The organism is Cupriavidus sp. BIS7, assembly GCF_000292345.1.
Taxonomy (GTDB): Bacteria; Pseudomonadota; Gammaproteobacteria; order Burkholderiales; family Burkholderiaceae; genus Cupriavidus.
Genome location: NZ_ALOU01000021.1, coordinates 125756 through 141035 on the forward strand (window position 1 = coordinate 125756; position 15280 = coordinate 141035).

Consider the following 15280-nt stretch of genomic DNA (forward strand, 5'->3'; position numbering starts at 1 on the left):
CATGACGACGCTTCAGGCCGCCGCACGCCGGGCACGGGACGATGCTTCCCGGGCGCATTGGCTCAATCCCGAGCGGTTGCGGCTTTACTCGTGCGTGTCGCTGTTGTGCTCGGCGCTGTACTTCGGCATCTGGGTCTTTCGCGCCTGCGTACTGAAGACGCCGGGCGTATTTGCGCCGGGCGATGATTTCGTCGTGTTCTGGAGCGCGGCAAAGCTGGTGCTGTCCAGCGGGGCGGCGGCACCTTACGACTTTGGTGCGCTTCGGCAGATGGAACTGTCCGCGGTGCCCGGACTTGCCATCGGCGAAGGGGTGCTGCCCTGGCTCTATCCGCCTGCGTCGCTGTGGTTCGTGCTGCCGTTCGGGCTGCTGCCCTATGGGTTGTCGACGTTCGTTTTTCTGACCGGGGGTTTCGTCTGGTATGCGTGCGCGCTGTGGCGCACGCTGCCATGGCGAGATGCCCGTCTGGCGGCGCTTGCGTTTCCCGGCATCTCCGTGGTGCTGGCAACCGGCCAGAACGCATTGTGGCTGGCTGGCTGCGCCGGGCTCGCGCTGACATGCCTGCGTTCGCGTCCCGTGCTTGCGGGGGTGTTGCTGGGCGTCGTCGCAATGAAGCCTCACCTCGCGCTGTTGTTTCCGGTGGCCCTGCTCTGTGCACGCGACTGGCGCGCGCTGGGCGCCATGCTGGTGACGATGGCTGCGCTGATGGCGGTATCGCTGCTGGTGTTCGGCGTGGAGCCATTTTTTGCTTTCCTGCGCAATGCGGGCATGGTCCGCGAATCGGTGGAGCAGGGTAACGCGCTGATGGCGCGCATGCCGACGGTGTTTGCCGCCGTGAAGTTGCTCACGGGTGGCGTGGTGTTGCCTTATGCGATGCACGCCATGGTGGCGGTGGCCGCGCTGGCATCGGTGATCTACGCATGGTCACGGTCCTGCAGCTTCTCGCTGCGTGCCGCTGTGCTTGTCGCGGCCAGCTTGCTGGTGCCGGCCTACCTGTATGACTACGACCTCGTGTTTCTCGGACTGGTGATCGCCTGGCTTGGCGTACACGGCCATCGTGCCGGCTGGCTGCGAGGCGAACGGGAACTGTTGGTGCTGCTGTGGCTGATGCCGCTGTGGACCAGCGTTACCGGCGCCGGGATCGGGTTCCAGCCGCTGCCAATCGGCATGATGCTGGCATTGGCGCTTGGCGTGTGGCGAATTCGGATGGAAAGGATGGGCAAGGCATCGTCTGATGCCTGATGACGGAGCGCGCGGCAACGCGTGCCGGGAGGAAAGAGATCATGGCCGACTATGACGAAAACCAGCTTCTGTCGCTGGTGGTGCCGTTCTACAACGAGGGCGCCGCGCTGCAGGCGTTCTTTGCACGTGTGGTGCCGATCCTGGAATCGGTGCCGGCGACGCGCTTCGAGATTGTCTGCGTCAATGACGGCAGCGCAGACGACACGCTCGCGCGCCTTGTCGACATCTCGCGGCGTGACCGCCGTATCCGCGTGATCGACCTCACGCGCAACTTCGGCAAGGAAGCCGCATTGACCGCAGGTATCGACGAGGCCTTCGGCGATGCCGTGATTCCAATTGATGCAGACCTGCAGGACCCGCCGGAACTGATCCCCACGCTCGTCGAGAAATGGCGGGAAGGCGCCGAGGTGGTATTGGCGCAGCGCGGCAGCCGCGCCACCGATACATTCCTGAAGCGTGTGACCGCGACGGCCTACTACCGCGTGCACAACTGGTTGTCGGACCTGAAGATCCCGGAGAACGTCGGGGACTTCAGGCTGATGGACCGCACCGTGGTCAATGCGCTGAAGCAGCTGCCCGAGCGGCATCGTTTCATGAAGGGGTTGTTTGCCTGGGTGGGCTTCAGTACGACGATCGTCCAGTACGAGCGGGCACCGCGCAGCGCCGGTGAGTCGAAGTTCTCCGGCTGGCGGCTCTGGAATCTGGCCCTGGAGGGCATCACGAGCTTCAGTACGTTGCCGTTGCGGAGCTGGACGTACGTCGGGTCGTTCATCGCCATGATTGCGTTCTGCTACGGCACCTTCATCGTGGCGCGGACGATTATCTTCGGCGTCGACGTACCTGGCTATGCGTCAGTGCTGTCGCTGCTGCTGTTCTTCGGCGGCATCCAGCTGATCGGGCTGGGCGTGCTCGGCGAGTATATCGGCCGCATCTACGATGAATCGAAGGGGCGGCCGATCTATCTGGTCAAGCGTCGCTACCAGGAGCGTCGTCCGCAAGGCCGGGTTGCAAACGGTGGCCGCGTCATCCCGATCTCGGCGGGCGGCAAGCGGCTCTGAAGTTCCGATGTTCAGACGCCGCCCGGTCCGGTCAGGTCAGGGCGGCGCCTCGCGTGGTTTGGTGACGCATGACAATCATGCCAAGGACGCAGAGCAGTACGAGCGGCGTCAACTGCGGCACGTTGTCAATCAGAAGGGGAGTCATGGCTTGTGCCGGCAGCAGCCATGTGATCGACAGCAACAGGCGCTCCCATCCATGGCCGCCATACCGGACCATATCGGCGCATAGCAGCGCCAACGGAATGGCCAGCCACGCCAGATCGTAGTAAATCAGATAGGGTTGCGCGATCAGCGTGCCCACCACCAATGCCGATGCACTCAGTGCGAGCCGGGGCCTGGCGCACCACAGCCACACGCACATGGCAACCGCGCACACTGCCACGATGGCATGCACGGCATAGGCCAGTGGAATGCTGATGCCAGCTACGCGCAAGATGCCAAAGACCGTCGGCGCGCCGCGCAGGATGCCACTATGTACCGTCACCGCTTCGCGGAACATCGCCATGCTGCGAAAAAATGCGGGATAGATGTCGAAGCCGAAAGCGAGTGTCGTCAGGGCAATGAAGAGCGCGGAAAAGCCGGCGGCCGCGGCGATGGCGGTCCAGCGGCGCTCGCAAAGCAACAGCAGCGGAAACAACACGCCAAGCTGTGGTTTGACGCAGAGCACTGCAATGCAGGCGCCTGCCGCTACAGGATGACGGCGCATCAGCCATAGTGCGCCGCCGGCCGCCGTCGCGGTGAACAGCGAGTTTTGCCCGGCAAGCAGCGCGGTCCACATGCCCGGGAAAGCGATTGCGGGGATAAACCAGTAACGGTGCAGTGCACTGAGCTGCGTGCGCAGATAGCCCAGATAAAGGGTAGTGCCAGCCAGCGAGAACAAGACGATGGCAAGGCCGAATGGCAGCGCGGCAAGCGGGAAGATCAACAGCAGGAACGTCGGCGGATAGGCAAACGGGCTAAAGGTCGTTGGAAGCAACGGGATCTCTGCCGCGCGCAGCAGGCCCCAGTCATAGGCCGCAGGCGCGCCATGGATCTGCGCGAGTGCAGACGCGCACCAATACACAATAAAATCCCAGCCCATTCCGGGGACGGTCGGATTGGCGATGATCGCATGGCTGTACCACCACGCCGTGACCACCACGCATTCGAGAATGAGCACGGTGGCGGCGTAAAGGCAGATGCGTCCGGGTGTGAGCCAGTGCGCTGGCGTGGCGGTGTCATGTGAAGCCGTCTTGGCGAGGTCGGTGGCGGCTGGCATGAGGCGCTCCTCGATGTGGCCAGGTGGGCCTTGCAGGCCCGTCGGAAAGGAGGGATTGCCCGGTCAGCGATACGTCCACGTCCGGTGCAGCACGAATGTGACAACCGGAACCACCGACAGGATCGTGGCGAGTCCGGCCCAGTAGCCGAAGCCGAGTGCCTGCGCGCCAGCCGATATGCCAAGCGTCAGGCCCAGCCCCAGCAGCGAAACGATCAGGAAGCGCAGGTAGCTTTCACGCGTGGGCGTGGCGCCGAAGCTCCACAGCGTGTTGAGCAGGTACGAGGCAATGTTGGCGACAACGAATGCCACGCCGTTGGCGCCAACCTGCGAGGCATGCAGCAGGTAGATCAACGGCGTGGCCACCGCCACGTGAATGCCGGTGGCGATTACGCCCGAGACGCCGAATCGGAACAGCCGGACCAATGTGTCGCGGGCTGGCACGCGAAGCCAGATCGCGTTGCGGGCCGCCTCGGCTGACGCGTCCTGGGAGCGGGACTGGACTTGCAACATTTTCGAACTCCGCGTCGATTGTCGGCACTCGCTGTCAGTTCTGGACGCAGACCAGCCCCACGTTCCCTTTCCGTACCTGCAGCTTGTAGTCGCGCATCAGTCGGAACAGGGTGACGCGCGAGATGCCGAGTTCGGCGGCCACGTCGATAAGACGCTCGTGATGCCGCTGCAGGGCCTCGACGATTGCAGCCTGCTCGGCCGCTTCGCGAATGGCCGCCAGCGTGGGAGGCTTGCTCTCCACGGGAGCACCGAGTTCGAGGTCGGACGGCTGGATGACGCCGTTCTCGCACATCGCCGCGGCAAGCCGGATCCGGTTGAGCAGTTCGCGAACGTTGCCTGGCCAGGTATGGGTGGTGATGGCGCGCAAGGCCATGGGCGAAAAGCCGCGGATTTGCTCGGGCGAGTCCTTGCGCACGCTCTCCAGGATATGTTCGGCCAGCAGCAGCACGTCGGACCCGCGTTCGCGCAATGGCGGCTGCTTGACGCGTAGTACGCACAGCCGGTGAAAGAGATCGCCACGGAAGCGCTCGGACGCCACTGCCGCTTCGAGATCCACGTGAGTGGCGGAGATGATTCGGACATCGACCGGAACCGATTCGGTGCCGCCGAGCCTTTCGATTCGTCCCGTTTCCAGGAAGCGCAGCAGGCTGGTCTGGCTCTCGAGCGGCATGTCGCCGATTTCGTCCAGGAACAGCGTCCCGCCTTGTGCAATCTCGATGCGACCCGGCTTGCGCTTGGTTGCGCCCGTGAAGGCACCACGCTCGTAGCCGAACAACTCGGACATCAGCAATGTGGGCGGAATCGCTGCGCAGTTGACCGCGACGAACGGCTGGTTGGCACGGCGTGAAGTGCGATGGATGGCCTGTGCGGCAAGCTCCTTGCCGGTGCCCGACTCGCCAGATATCAGTACCGGTGTGTCCCACCGTGAGACTTTCTCGATGCTGCGGTACAGCGCCTGCATGGCACTGCATTCGCCGATGATTCCATGCGGGCGTACCGGTGCCGCGACCGCTTGCTCGCGGCCCGGCCGCAGTGTTGCCATGCCGACAGCGTGTCCAAGTGTCCGGCTCAGCTCTGCCGTGTCGAACGGCGCCGTGTAGTAATCGATGAAATACAACCCGAGCAATTTGCGCGCGGTGTCCGTCAGTTCGTCGGTGCACCCGACCGCGCCGATCCAGCCGATCTGGCGGGTTGCCAGCCACGGCTCCATCAATTCGAGATCGACGTCGCTGAAGCCGCTCTGCAGATCGAGCAGACCCGCCGAGAATGGCCCGTCGGCCGGCAGCGCGGACAGGTCCTCGTGGCTGTTGGCGAAAACGATCTTCCAGCCATGCTGCGACAGGTAACGGCACAACGACGCATCGTGGTGCATGGAGACATACAGCAACGGGCGGTTGACGTAGTGACTCATGATTTCCCCCAGCTTTTTTGTTTTTTCCTGCTCTCGGTGGGTGCGAGTCATGAAAAACTCGACCACCGCGCTTGAGGGAGGCGGAAACGTGAATAGTTGGGGGCAAGTCCACCAGGCATGACGCGCCCGGCGCGGATGCGCCTGGCTGAACGCGGCGGCTGCGAAGGATTACCTGCACCGCTGCGCATGGTCGTGACCAACCCCCGGGTTCCGGCTGTTCGATTCGCCGATTCCCGTTTTCCCGCAAGCATTTTTCCCGGCCGGCCTTCCGGATTTACCGCTTACCCCAACAGGCCGCAAACATCAACAAACCCCTGGAAACTTACGTCATGGTGGTATCTGGCAGTTGTGCCAGATACCACCATGCGGACCGGATCTGAACACCGTGGCGTCAGTCCATCATTTATATGCGGGTCGAATCGCCTGGGAACGTTCCGGTCCCGCCGGACTGAACCGTTCCTGGATCAGCCCTCTGGAGGCAATATAGTCACGTAACTATCGGTTTCATCAAGATCTTGATTTACAAGTGTTTTCTTGATGATGCAGGAAAGTTTGGGGGATGGTGGCGTACAAAATGTTTCATCGCTGCAACCACGCCCGGAATCGTGATGGATTGACGGGTTGCATCCACCTACGGGCTACCCCTCATAAGTGGCATGCAAATATGCTCGTGATTGCATGTTTTTCCCGCAACGAGCCAGACCGGTGGTCCTGTCGGGCCACTTTTGGCAATTCTGGGGAATCTTCTTGCTGAAGACGCTTCACGAGAAGCAATGTCTCTCTTTTGATACCTGGCAGGGGACTTTTCGCGAGGCGGGTTCTCTCACGTATCCCGGTGCGCCGGAATATCCGGCTGGCGGTGAAAATCGTTCTCGGTATGGTGGGACGAGCAATGATGGAAACGCCGTATCCAGTCCATCATTTGGTCGATTTTGCTGGCCAGCCCTCGCCTGAAAGGATGAGTTTGGTGGGGTAGGAGACGAATCCGCCAGTCCCGGTCCCAAATGGTTGCAAATCTGAAACAAACCTTTGATGAGCCGTGCGGCTTGTTTCACGGCTGGATTACATTCGGCGACGAAACGCTGACAATCTGCTCCTTCAGCCACGCATGGAAGCGCTGGATCGCCTTCTCGCGCGGATTGCCTTCGCGCCATGTGACCCAGTAGTGCAGGCTCGACGGAATGCGCGTGGTGCCGATCTGCACGAGCTGACCGCTGGCGATGTAGTCGTGCGCGAGTTGCGCGCGCGCCGTGGCCACGCCCAGGCCGGCCACGGCCGACTGCAGCATCAGTCCGGCATCCTGGAATATCGGCCCGCGCTCCGGTTCGTCGGGCGGCAGGCCGGCCAGCAGCAGCCAGTCACGCCATGGGCGCAGCGCAAAACGCAGCATCGGCAGCTTCGGCAGATCTGCCACCGTGAATCCCGGGTACTGCGCCAGCAACGAAGGGCTGGCCACAGCGATTACGTGGTCCTCGATGAGGTTGTGGCATTCAAAGCCGGGCAGGTCCACGCGCTGGTGCCAGATGCCGACGTCCACGGCGTAGGGGTCGGGCGGCGTGATCTCGGCGTGCAGCCGCAGGTGCAGGTCCAGTTCCGGCGCCTGGGCGTGCAGGCTGGGCAGGCGCCGGATCAGCCAGGCGTTGGCCAGGTCGGCCATCACGCTGACCTGCAGCCGCACGACCGGCGGGCCAGCCACATTGCTGGCTTCGCGCATGGCCGATTCGATCTGGTCCAGTGCACCACGCACCTGCTCGGCAAGCCGCATGCCGGCGCTGGTCGGGGTCATGGTGAGCCCGGTGCGCTGGAACAGCTTGGTGCCGACGTTGTCCTCCAGCCCGCGGATGTGGTGGCTGATGGCGCTGTGCGTCAGGGCCAGTTCCTCCGCCGCACGCGTGAAGCTGCGGTGGCGCGTGGCGGCTTCCAGCGCGCGCAACGCCTGGAGCGGGGGTAGATGTGGGGGGCGCGAAACAGACATGGTCGTCAAATTCTACTCACAATTGCCGCAGGTATCTTTTGCTGGTCTTGCACCACGCCGGTGACGACAATGCAGGGCATGACTGCATCGACTACCAATTCCGCGACCAATGCGGCGTCCCAGCCCAGGCATGGCGCGGGTGCGCGCTGGCGCGTGCTGGCCTTCTTCTCGCTTGGCTTCCTGGTCTCGTACGTGTTCCGCGGCGTCAACCTCGGCTTTGCGCCGTACCTGACGCGTGAGCTGGGGCTCACGGCGGGTGACCTGGGCCTGCTCACGAGCTTTTACTTCCTGGGATTCGCCTGCGCGCAGTTGCCGGCCGGCATCCTGCTCGACCGATTCGGCCCGCGCCGGACCGAGGCCGTGCTGCTGATGCTGGCCGTGGCCGGCTCGCTGGTGTTTGCCCGGGCACCGGGGATGCTGGGGCTGGCCGCCGGACGCGCGATGATCGGCGTTGGCGTATCGGTCTGTCTGGGTGCCGCGATCCAGGCGTTGTCGATGTGGTTTCCGCTGTCGCGCATGCCGCTGCTGAACGGGCTGGTCATGGCTATTGGCGGTCTTGGTGCCGTGGTGGTGGGGGCGCCGCTGTCGTGGCTGCTATCGCTGACCGACTGGCGCACCATCAGCGCGGGCATGGCCGCCATCTCGTTCGGCATGGCCGTGCTGCTGTGGTTTGGCGTGCCCGACGTGAAGCGCGCGGGCAAGGAAAGCTTTGCGGAGCAGATGCGCGGCACGCGGCAGATCCTGAGCAGCGAGCGCTTCTGGCGCGTGGTGCCGCTGACGCTGCTGAACCAGGGCATTTTCCTGGCGGTACAGACGCTGTGGGTCACCGCGTTCATGCGTGATGTGCAGGGGCTGGCGGCTGGCGAGAGCGCACGGCTGGTATCGGTGATCGGCTTTGCGATGATGGCTGGCTGTGTTGGCGCCGGCTGGGCCGCGCGTCATCTGGAACATCGCGGCATCAGCCTCTACGCGTTTGCCGGGTTCGGCATGATCGGCTTCATCGTGATCCAGCTGTTGCTGATGGCGCGGCTGCCGTTCGTGCCGCTCGGGCTGCTGTGGGGCGCGTATGGCGTGTTCGGGTCCAGCGGCATCCTGACCTACGCGCTGCTGGCGCGCCGCTTCCCGGATGCGCTGATCGGCCGGGCCACCACGGCGATGACGCTGACGGTTTTCCTGGCCACGTTCGTGTTCCAGGTGGGCATCGGCTTCGTGCTCGATTTCTTCCCGCTGGCCGGTGGCCACTATCCGGTAGCGGCACATTTGATCGTCTGGGCCGGGCTGGTGGTAATCCAGGTGCTTGCGGCGATCTGGTACCTGCTGGAAAAGCACCCTTGAGCGGCCGCCTGGAACTCATGCTGAAGCCGTTTCTTACAGAATGATCGGCCGGTCGTCGAGTTCGTTGGGCTTGTAGCCGCCGTCAGCGGGGAAGTGCTCGGTCAGCAGCACGTGGATTTGCGCGACAGCTTCGAGCACAGGTTCTACCGACACGCCGCGCGCAAGCCCTTGGGCCAGGCGATCGCAGATGTCGCGCCATGCGGTGGGATTGACGCGCGCATCGATGCCGCGGTCCGCCAGCAGTTCCACGGCGTGATCGGCCAGGTTGATATACAGCAGCACGCCGGTATGGTCCTCGGTGTTCCACACCTCGAACGCGCCGAACAGTCCGCGGGCGCGCGCGCGTGGCGTAACGCCGCGCCAGGCCTGGCCCAGCGGCATGCTTGCTTCGATGACCACGCGCACTTCGCCGCGATGATGCTGTTCGCCCGTGTGCACGGCCACCTGGAGCCGATGCCGCGCCTCTTCGGGAAATGCTTTCTCTGCCGCGCGGGGTCCCGAGCCGATATGGCGCAGCGCGCGCTTCAGCGATTGATGCAGCGGTGGGTGCGGAGTCTTTGCCTTGTGCATCGTGCTGTTCCGTTACCAGTTGCCGGACGCGCCGCCGCCATCGAAGCCGCCGCCTCCGCCTCCACTGAAGCCGCCGCCGGAATCCCCGCCGCCGAAGCCACCGCCACCACCACCCCAATGGCGGCCGATCTCGTAGCCCGTTATGCCGCCAAGCCCGCCGGCCGTGCCCGTGGGCCAGCCGCGCCGGCTGGTCACGACATGGGGCGCGCGGCTGCTGCGGAAGATCGCGGACAGGAAGAAGAACAGGATGATCGCCAGCGGAAACAGCACCGGCAGCCAGTCCGCCGCGTTCTCCGCAGGACTCTGGCGCGCGTTTCGGTCGGGCGCCGCAAGGCCTTCCTTGTCGATCAGTGCCTGGATGGCGGAGATGCCAGCGGCCAGTCCGCCGTAGAAATCGTTCTGGCGGAAGTGGGGCGCCATCACGTCCTGCAGAACGCGGTTGGACATCGCGTCAGTCAGCGACCCCTGTACACCGCGCCCGACCTCGATGCGCATCCTGCGCAGGCCCGGCGGGTTGTTCTTGGCGACCAGCACGATCACGCCGTCGTCAACGCCCTTGCGGCCCGCGCGCCACGCTTCGGCCACGCGGATGCTGTACTGGTCGATCGTTTCGGGGGCGGTGGTTGGCACCATCAGCACGAAGATCTGGCTGCCGCGCTGCTGCTCGTATTCGGCCAGCACGTTTTCCAGCGAGTTGCGCTGGTCGGCACTGAGCGTGCCGGTCAGGTCGGTCACGCGCTGCGTGAGCGCCGGCACTGCGACAAAGCCGTCGGCTGCCCATGCCGGCAGTGCCAGCGCGAGTGCGAGGAACCAGAGGGCGACGACCTTGCGCATCATGACGATTGCGGTATCAGAACTTGACGGTGGGCGGCGTGGAGATGGCCTTCTCGTTTTCCACGGTGAACGACGGCTTGACCGGGTACTTGAAGATCATCGCCGTGATGTTGGTCGGGAAGCTGCGTGCCAGAACATTGTAGTCCTGCACCGCGGCGATATAGCGCTGACGCGCCACCGTGATGCGGTTCTCCGTGCCTTCGAGTTGCGACTGCAGGTCCCGGAACGAGGCGTCCGCCTTCAACTGCGGATAGTTCTCGGAGACAGCCAGCAGGCGCGACAGCGCGCTGGTCAGCTGTCCCTGGGCCTGCTGGAAGCGTGCGAACGCTTCCGGATCGTTGAGTGTCTCCGGCGTGACCTTGATGCTGGTGGCCTCGGCGCGCGCCTTGGTGACGGCCTCGAGCGTTTCACGCTCGTGGGTTGCGTAGCCCTTGACCGTGTTGACCAGGTTCGGGATCAGATCGGCGCGGCGCTGGTACTGGTTGATGACCTCGCCCCAGGCGGCCTTGACGGCCTCGTCCTTGGCCTGGAAGTCGTTATAGCCGCAGGCGGAAAGCAGGCTCGCCAGCATGGCGATCGCCAGCCAGCGGAACAGGGCAGGAGAGAGTGCAGCGCGCATCAGGGGCTCCGGGAAATGTCAGGATTCGGCAACTTCGAAGTGTAGCGCAGCGTTTGCCATGCCCCAGGTTTTCTCCCCTCTCCCGCAAGGCGGGAGAGGGGTTGGGGGAGAGGGCCGGCGCCTCAAGGTCTTGACCACGCCAGCCATTGCCCGCTAGATTGTCGCGATGCCGCGCCAAACCAGCCACCTCCCGACCACCATCGCGCCCGCCCCGGGCACGTCGGGCATGGCCGCGCGCGCAAAAGCCAAAAAACAGTCGCTCGTCTGACCGGAGCGCGCTGTTCCGTCAGATGGGCGACGGAACAGTACCCGGTTGAAGGGGCGCACCGCCCCTGTCTAATCCCCCGTGTTCTGCTGCGTCGCGCATGACGGTTTCCGAATCGGTCGATCCGGAGTCATTACATGCAGAACACGCAATCCTCGTCTCTCTTTCGCGGCATCTGGCTGCCGCTGGTCACCCCGTTTCGCCACGGCGATGTCGATCTTGCCGCATTGCGGCGCATGGTCGTCCATTACCGGCAAAGCGGCCTGTCGGGTCTCGTCGTGTGCGGCAGCACCGGTGAAGCGGCCGCGCTGGGCGAGGCCGAACAACTGGCCGTGCTCGACACAGTGCTGGACGCCGCCGCAGGCCTGCCGGTGATGATGGGTTTGGCCGGCAACCACCTTGGCCACGTGCTGGCGCGGCTCGGCCGTCTCGGCGAACGCCCGCTCTCGGGCGTGCTGGCGCCGGCGCCGTATTACATCCGGCCGTCGCAGGATGGACTGCTCGATTACTTCAGGCGCCTGGCCGATGCGTCACGGGCGCCGCTCGCGCTGTACGACATTCCGTACCGGACGGGCGCCACGCTGACGCTGGAAACGCTGCGCGCATTGGCTGACCACGACAATATCGTCGCCATCAAGGATTGCGGCGGCAACGCGCTGACTACGCAGGCGCTGATCGCCGATGGCCAACTGGCGGTACTGGCGGGCGAGGATCACCAGCTTCTCGGCACGCTGGCGCTGGGCGGGCAGGGCGCGATCACCGCGTCGGCACACTTGCGGCCCGAGTTGTTCGTGGCGATCTGGCGCGCCGTCTCGGCAGGACGGCTTGACGAGGCGCGCGGCCTGTTCAACGCATTGATGCCGCTGATTCAGGCGCTGTTCGCCGAGCCCAATCCGGGCCCGGTCAAGGCGCTGCTGGCGCGGCATGGATGGATGCGCGATGAGTTGCGCGCACCGATGACTTCGGCATCGCCGGAACTGGTGGACCGGCTCGCGGCGATGCTCGATGCGATTCCTTGCTGACGCCGCTGGTTTGCTCCCCTCTCCCGCATGGCGGGAGAGGGGTTGGGGAGAGGGCCGGCGTCAACCCGCCTTGAACGCCTTGGCTGCGGCCGCTACGGTGGTGTCGATGATCGCATCGTCATGCTTCGCCGAAACGAAGCCAGCTTCGAAGGCCGATGGCGCCAGGTAGACGCCTTCGGCCAGCATCGCGTGGAAGAAGCGGTTGAAGCGGCCCACATCGGCCTTGGTCACCTCGGCGAAGCTGGCGGGGACGTCGTTCGTGAAGTAGAGGCCGAACATCCCGCCGATCGCATCGGCGCAGAACGGCACGCCGGCGGCACGGGCGGCGGCGGTCAGGCCATCGGCCAGCTTGCGTGTCTGCACGGCCAGGCGGTCGTAGAAGCCCGGGGCCTGGATCAGGCGCAGCGTGGTCAGGCCCGCGGCTACCGCCAGCGGGTTGCCCGACAGCGTGCCCGCCTGGTAGACGCCGCCCAGCGGCGCCAGCTTGGCCATGATGTCGCGCCGGCCGCCGAACGCCGCGGCCGGCATGCCGCCGCCGATCACCTTGCCCAGGCAGGTCATGTCCGGCTTGATGCCGTAGTGCGCCTGCGCGCCGCCCAGGGCCACGCGGAAGCCCGTCATTACTTCGTCGAAGATCAGCACGCTGCCGTGTTCGCTGCACAGGTTGCGCATCGCCGTCAGGAAGGCCTCGCTGGCGCGCACCAGGTTCATGTTGCCGGCCACGGGCTCGACGATGACGGCCGCAATCTCGCCCTTGTGGCGCGCGAATGCTTCCTCCAACTGGGTGACGTTGTTGTACTCGAGCACCATCGTGTGCCGCGTCACGTCAGCCGGCACGCCCGCCGAAGACGGCGCGTTCTGCGTGGTGTCGGCAAACGTCAGCAGGCCAGAGCCGGCCTTGACCAGCAGGCTGTCGGCGTGGCCGTGGTAGCAGCCTTCGAACTTGATGATCAGGTCGCGGCCCGTGAAGCCGCGCGCCAGGCGCAGCGCGCTCATGGTGGCTTCCGTGCCCGACGACACCAGGCGCACCTGCTCGATCGACGGCACGAGCTTGCAGATTTCCTCCGCCATCTCGATCTCGGCCTCGGTCGGCGCGCCGAACGAGAAGCTGTGGGCGGCGGTTTCCTGGACGGCGCGCACCACGTCCGGATGGGCGTGGCCGACGATCATCGGCCCCCAGGAACCGATGTAGTCGATATAGCGCTGGCCATCGGCGTCCCACATGTACGCGCCTTCGGCGCGGGTGATGAAGCGCGGGGTGCCGCCCACGGAGCGGAACGCGCGCACGGGCGAATTGACGCCGCCGGGAATGGTTTGCTGGGCGCGGTCGAAAAGCTGCTGGTTATGGGACATGGGAATCTGGCTGAAAAGGATTCAGGAGCAATGGCATGCGTCCGGCCGGGGGCTGCGTCGCCCCGATTGCCCAAAAATCGGGCAAAGCGGAGGAAAAGCGCGCCGTTCAAACAGTATCTGCACGCTAACATGCGCGAACGCGACGAAATTGGCACGATCGCGCCGGGCCATGGGTGGCGTCATCGGCGCTGATTCGGTACCATCTGCGCTGGATTTTAATGGAGAGTGGCAAGAGCCTGAATATGGAATACAAGACTTGGATGTGCCTGATCTGCGGCTGGATTTACGACGAGGCCGCCGGCGCGCCGGAAGACGGCATCGCTCCGGGTACCAAATGGGAAGACGTGCCCATCAACTGGACCTGCCCGGAATGCGGCGCGCGCAAGGAAGATTTCGAGATGGTGGCGATCTGACGCCGTCTTTCGGAATTCCGGAAACGGCGCCTGCATCGTGCGGGCTTCGCGCGGGGATCGTTTGAAGGCGTCTCCCGGCGAGCCGTCGCGGGAAAGAGACAGATCGGCGGGCCGCACCGTCTTGCCCGGATTGACGGCCCAACCATGAATTGTCACACTCTGCGGCAAAACTGCGCCTCGGTCCGGCTTGTCAGGCCGCACGCGGGAATCGCGGAAACAAGAACACAAGAATACTAACTGGCAGGCGCGAGCCAAAACGCGCCGCCGCACCGGTCGGGTAGCCGGGATTTTTGGGAAATGGAAAATCGGGGGCCGCTGGCACGCCATGTGCGATGCCGAGCGGGAGTTCTCAAGTGAATGCCGGCGGTTGCAGTCATTGCAGGCAGCCGGTCGCGGGAACAACATGCGGGTCACTCAAACAGAACAAGACAACAAGTCTGTCGATGGGGTCAACGCTGCCGGTGCCGCCGGTGCCGCCGGTGCCGCCGGTGCCGGTGAGGCATCCGTGGCGTCCGGCCGCAAGGTGCCGGGGAAGATCCTTGTCATCGACGACTCCAGCACGATCCGCCGCACGGCGGAAATCTTCCTGACGCAGGCAGGCTACCAGGTCATGCTCGCCGAGGATGGCTTCGAGGCGCTCGCCAAAGTCGGCGACCTGCGCCCGGACGTCATCTTCTGCGACATCCTGATGCCGCGTCTGGACGGCTACCAGACCTGTTCCCTCATCAAGAAAAGCCCGCGCTTCCACGCGATTCCCGTGATCATGCTGTCGTCCCGTGACGGCGTGTTCGACCGTTCGCGCGGCAAGCTCGTCGGCGCCCATAACCATCTAGCCAAGCCCTTTTCCCGCGAAGCCCTGCTGCAGGCCGTAGAGGCCTGCATGGCCGGCTGCGTGGCTGAGGAGGGCGCGGCCGTGGCGGCCTGACGTTGACCGCCCGAAGCACCCCAGGAATGAAACAATGACCATCAGCAAAATCCTTATCGTCGACGATTCGCCCACCGAAGCCCTGTTCATGTCCGACCTGCTCGGCAAGAAGGGCTTCAAGGTTTCCGTGGCCGGCAACAGTGACCAGGCCATGGCCCGGCTCGAGGCGGAGGCCTTCGACCTGATCCTGATGGACGTGGTGATGCCGGGCCAGAACGGCTACCAGGCCACCCGTGCGATCAAGCGCGACGACCGCTTCAAGGACATCCCCGTGATCATGTGCACCAGCAAGGGTCTGGAAACCGACCGCATCTGGGGCATCCGCCAGGGCGCTTCCGACTACATCGTCAAGCCGGTGGACAGCGAGGAACTGTTGTCGAAGATCGCCGCGCTGGCGCACTGAGAGGCCGTTTCAGAATGATTCTGGCGTCGTTGCGGGGTCTTGCCGTACTACCTGTACTGTCTGCGCCCCCGCGCCTGGCCAGAACCGCT

At 64.6% G+C, this 15280-nt stretch carries 15 protein-coding genes; 7 read left to right on the forward strand and 8 right to left on the reverse strand.

Features of this window, described 5'->3' with window-relative positions; translation table 11 throughout:
- Position 1 precedes the first annotated feature (1 nt).
- Positions 2–1240: a glycosyltransferase family 87 protein gene (locus B552_RS0109190; RefSeq protein WP_019448717.1), complete on the forward strand. Its 1239-nt coding sequence runs from the start codon at positions 2–4 to the stop codon at positions 1238–1240.
- Between the two features lie 41 nt (positions 1241–1281).
- Positions 1282–2298: a glycosyltransferase family 2 protein gene (locus B552_RS0109195; protein ID WP_019448718.1), complete on the forward strand. Its 1017-nt coding sequence runs from the start codon at positions 1282–1284 to the stop codon at positions 2296–2298.
- Between the two features lie 31 nt (positions 2299–2329).
- Here the strand turns inward: B552_RS0109195 and B552_RS0109200 are convergent, their stop codons facing one another.
- The 4 genes from B552_RS0109200 to B552_RS0109215 all read right to left on the reverse strand — a co-directional run bounded on the left by B552_RS0109200 (position 2330) and on the right by B552_RS0109215 (position 7452).
- Positions 2330–3556 (reverse strand): glycosyltransferase family 87 protein, encoded by a 1227-nt coding sequence (locus B552_RS0109200; RefSeq protein ID WP_019448719.1) that lies wholly within the window; start codon positions 3554–3556, stop codon positions 2330–2332.
- A 63-nt stretch (positions 3557–3619) separates the two neighbouring features.
- On the reverse strand, positions 3620–4066 hold the full coding sequence (locus B552_RS0109205) for a GtrA family protein (protein ID WP_019448720.1): 447 nt from the start codon (positions 4064–4066) through the stop codon (positions 3620–3622).
- Between the two features lie 34 nt (positions 4067–4100).
- Entirely contained in the window at positions 4101–5477 is a 1377-nt protein-coding gene (locus tag B552_RS0109210) for a sigma-54 dependent transcriptional regulator (protein WP_019448721.1), read from the reverse strand.
- A gap of 1051 nt (positions 5478–6528) precedes the next feature.
- Entirely contained in the window at positions 6529–7452 is a 924-nt protein-coding gene (locus B552_RS0109215; RefSeq protein ID WP_035879615.1) for a LysR substrate-binding domain-containing protein, read from the reverse strand.
- A 78-nt stretch (positions 7453–7530) separates the two neighbouring features.
- Here B552_RS0109215 and B552_RS0109220 point away from each other — a divergent pair, with 78 nt between their 5' ends.
- A complete protein-coding gene (locus B552_RS0109220) occupies positions 7531–8787 on the forward strand; it encodes an MFS transporter (protein WP_085958770.1) in 1257 nt (418 codons plus the stop codon).
- Positions 8788–8820: 33 nt separating this feature from the next.
- Here the strand turns inward: B552_RS0109220 and B552_RS0109225 are convergent, their stop codons facing one another.
- From B552_RS0109225 to B552_RS0109235, 3 genes are read right to left on the reverse strand one after another with little or no spacing between them, the layout of a single operon-like run.
- Positions 8821–9357 (reverse strand): TPM domain-containing protein, encoded by a 537-nt coding sequence (locus B552_RS0109225; RefSeq protein ID WP_019448724.1) that lies wholly within the window; start codon positions 9355–9357, stop codon positions 8821–8823.
- Positions 9358–9369: 12 nt separating this feature from the next.
- The gene (locus B552_RS0109230) at positions 9370–10194 is read right to left on the reverse strand and encodes a YgcG family protein (protein WP_019448725.1); all 825 of its coding nucleotides are present in this window, start codon (positions 10192–10194) and stop codon (positions 9370–9372) included.
- A gap of 13 nt (positions 10195–10207) precedes the next feature.
- Positions 10208–10810 (reverse strand): LemA family protein, encoded by a 603-nt coding sequence (locus B552_RS0109235; protein WP_019448726.1) that lies wholly within the window; start codon positions 10808–10810, stop codon positions 10208–10210.
- A gap of 402 nt (positions 10811–11212) precedes the next feature.
- Here B552_RS0109235 and dapA point away from each other — a divergent pair, with 402 nt between their 5' ends.
- Positions 11213–12097, forward strand: a complete 885-nt coding sequence (gene dapA / locus B552_RS0109240) for a 4-hydroxy-tetrahydrodipicolinate synthase (protein WP_019448727.1) — start codon at positions 11213–11215, stop codon at positions 12095–12097.
- A gap of 60 nt (positions 12098–12157) precedes the next feature.
- Here the strand turns inward: dapA and hemL are convergent, their stop codons facing one another.
- Positions 12158–13450 (reverse strand): glutamate-1-semialdehyde 2,1-aminomutase, encoded by a 1293-nt coding sequence (hemL, locus tag B552_RS0109245; RefSeq protein ID WP_019448728.1) that lies wholly within the window; start codon positions 13448–13450, stop codon positions 12158–12160.
- Between the two features lie 242 nt (positions 13451–13692).
- Here hemL and B552_RS0109250 point away from each other — a divergent pair, with 242 nt between their 5' ends.
- The 3 genes from B552_RS0109250 (at position 13693) to B552_RS0109260 (ending at position 15191) form a co-directional block, all read left to right on the forward strand.
- Positions 13693–13863 (forward strand): rubredoxin, encoded by a 171-nt coding sequence (locus B552_RS0109250; RefSeq protein ID WP_008644874.1) that lies wholly within the window; start codon positions 13693–13695, stop codon positions 13861–13863.
- A gap of 403 nt (positions 13864–14266) precedes the next feature.
- Entirely contained in the window at positions 14267–14788 is a 522-nt protein-coding gene (locus tag B552_RS0109255) for a response regulator (RefSeq protein ID WP_019448730.1), read from the forward strand.
- Positions 14789–14822: 34 nt separating this feature from the next.
- On the forward strand, positions 14823–15191 hold the full coding sequence (locus tag B552_RS0109260) for a response regulator (protein ID WP_019448731.1): 369 nt from the start codon (positions 14823–14825) through the stop codon (positions 15189–15191).
- Positions 15192–15280 lie beyond the last annotated feature (89 nt).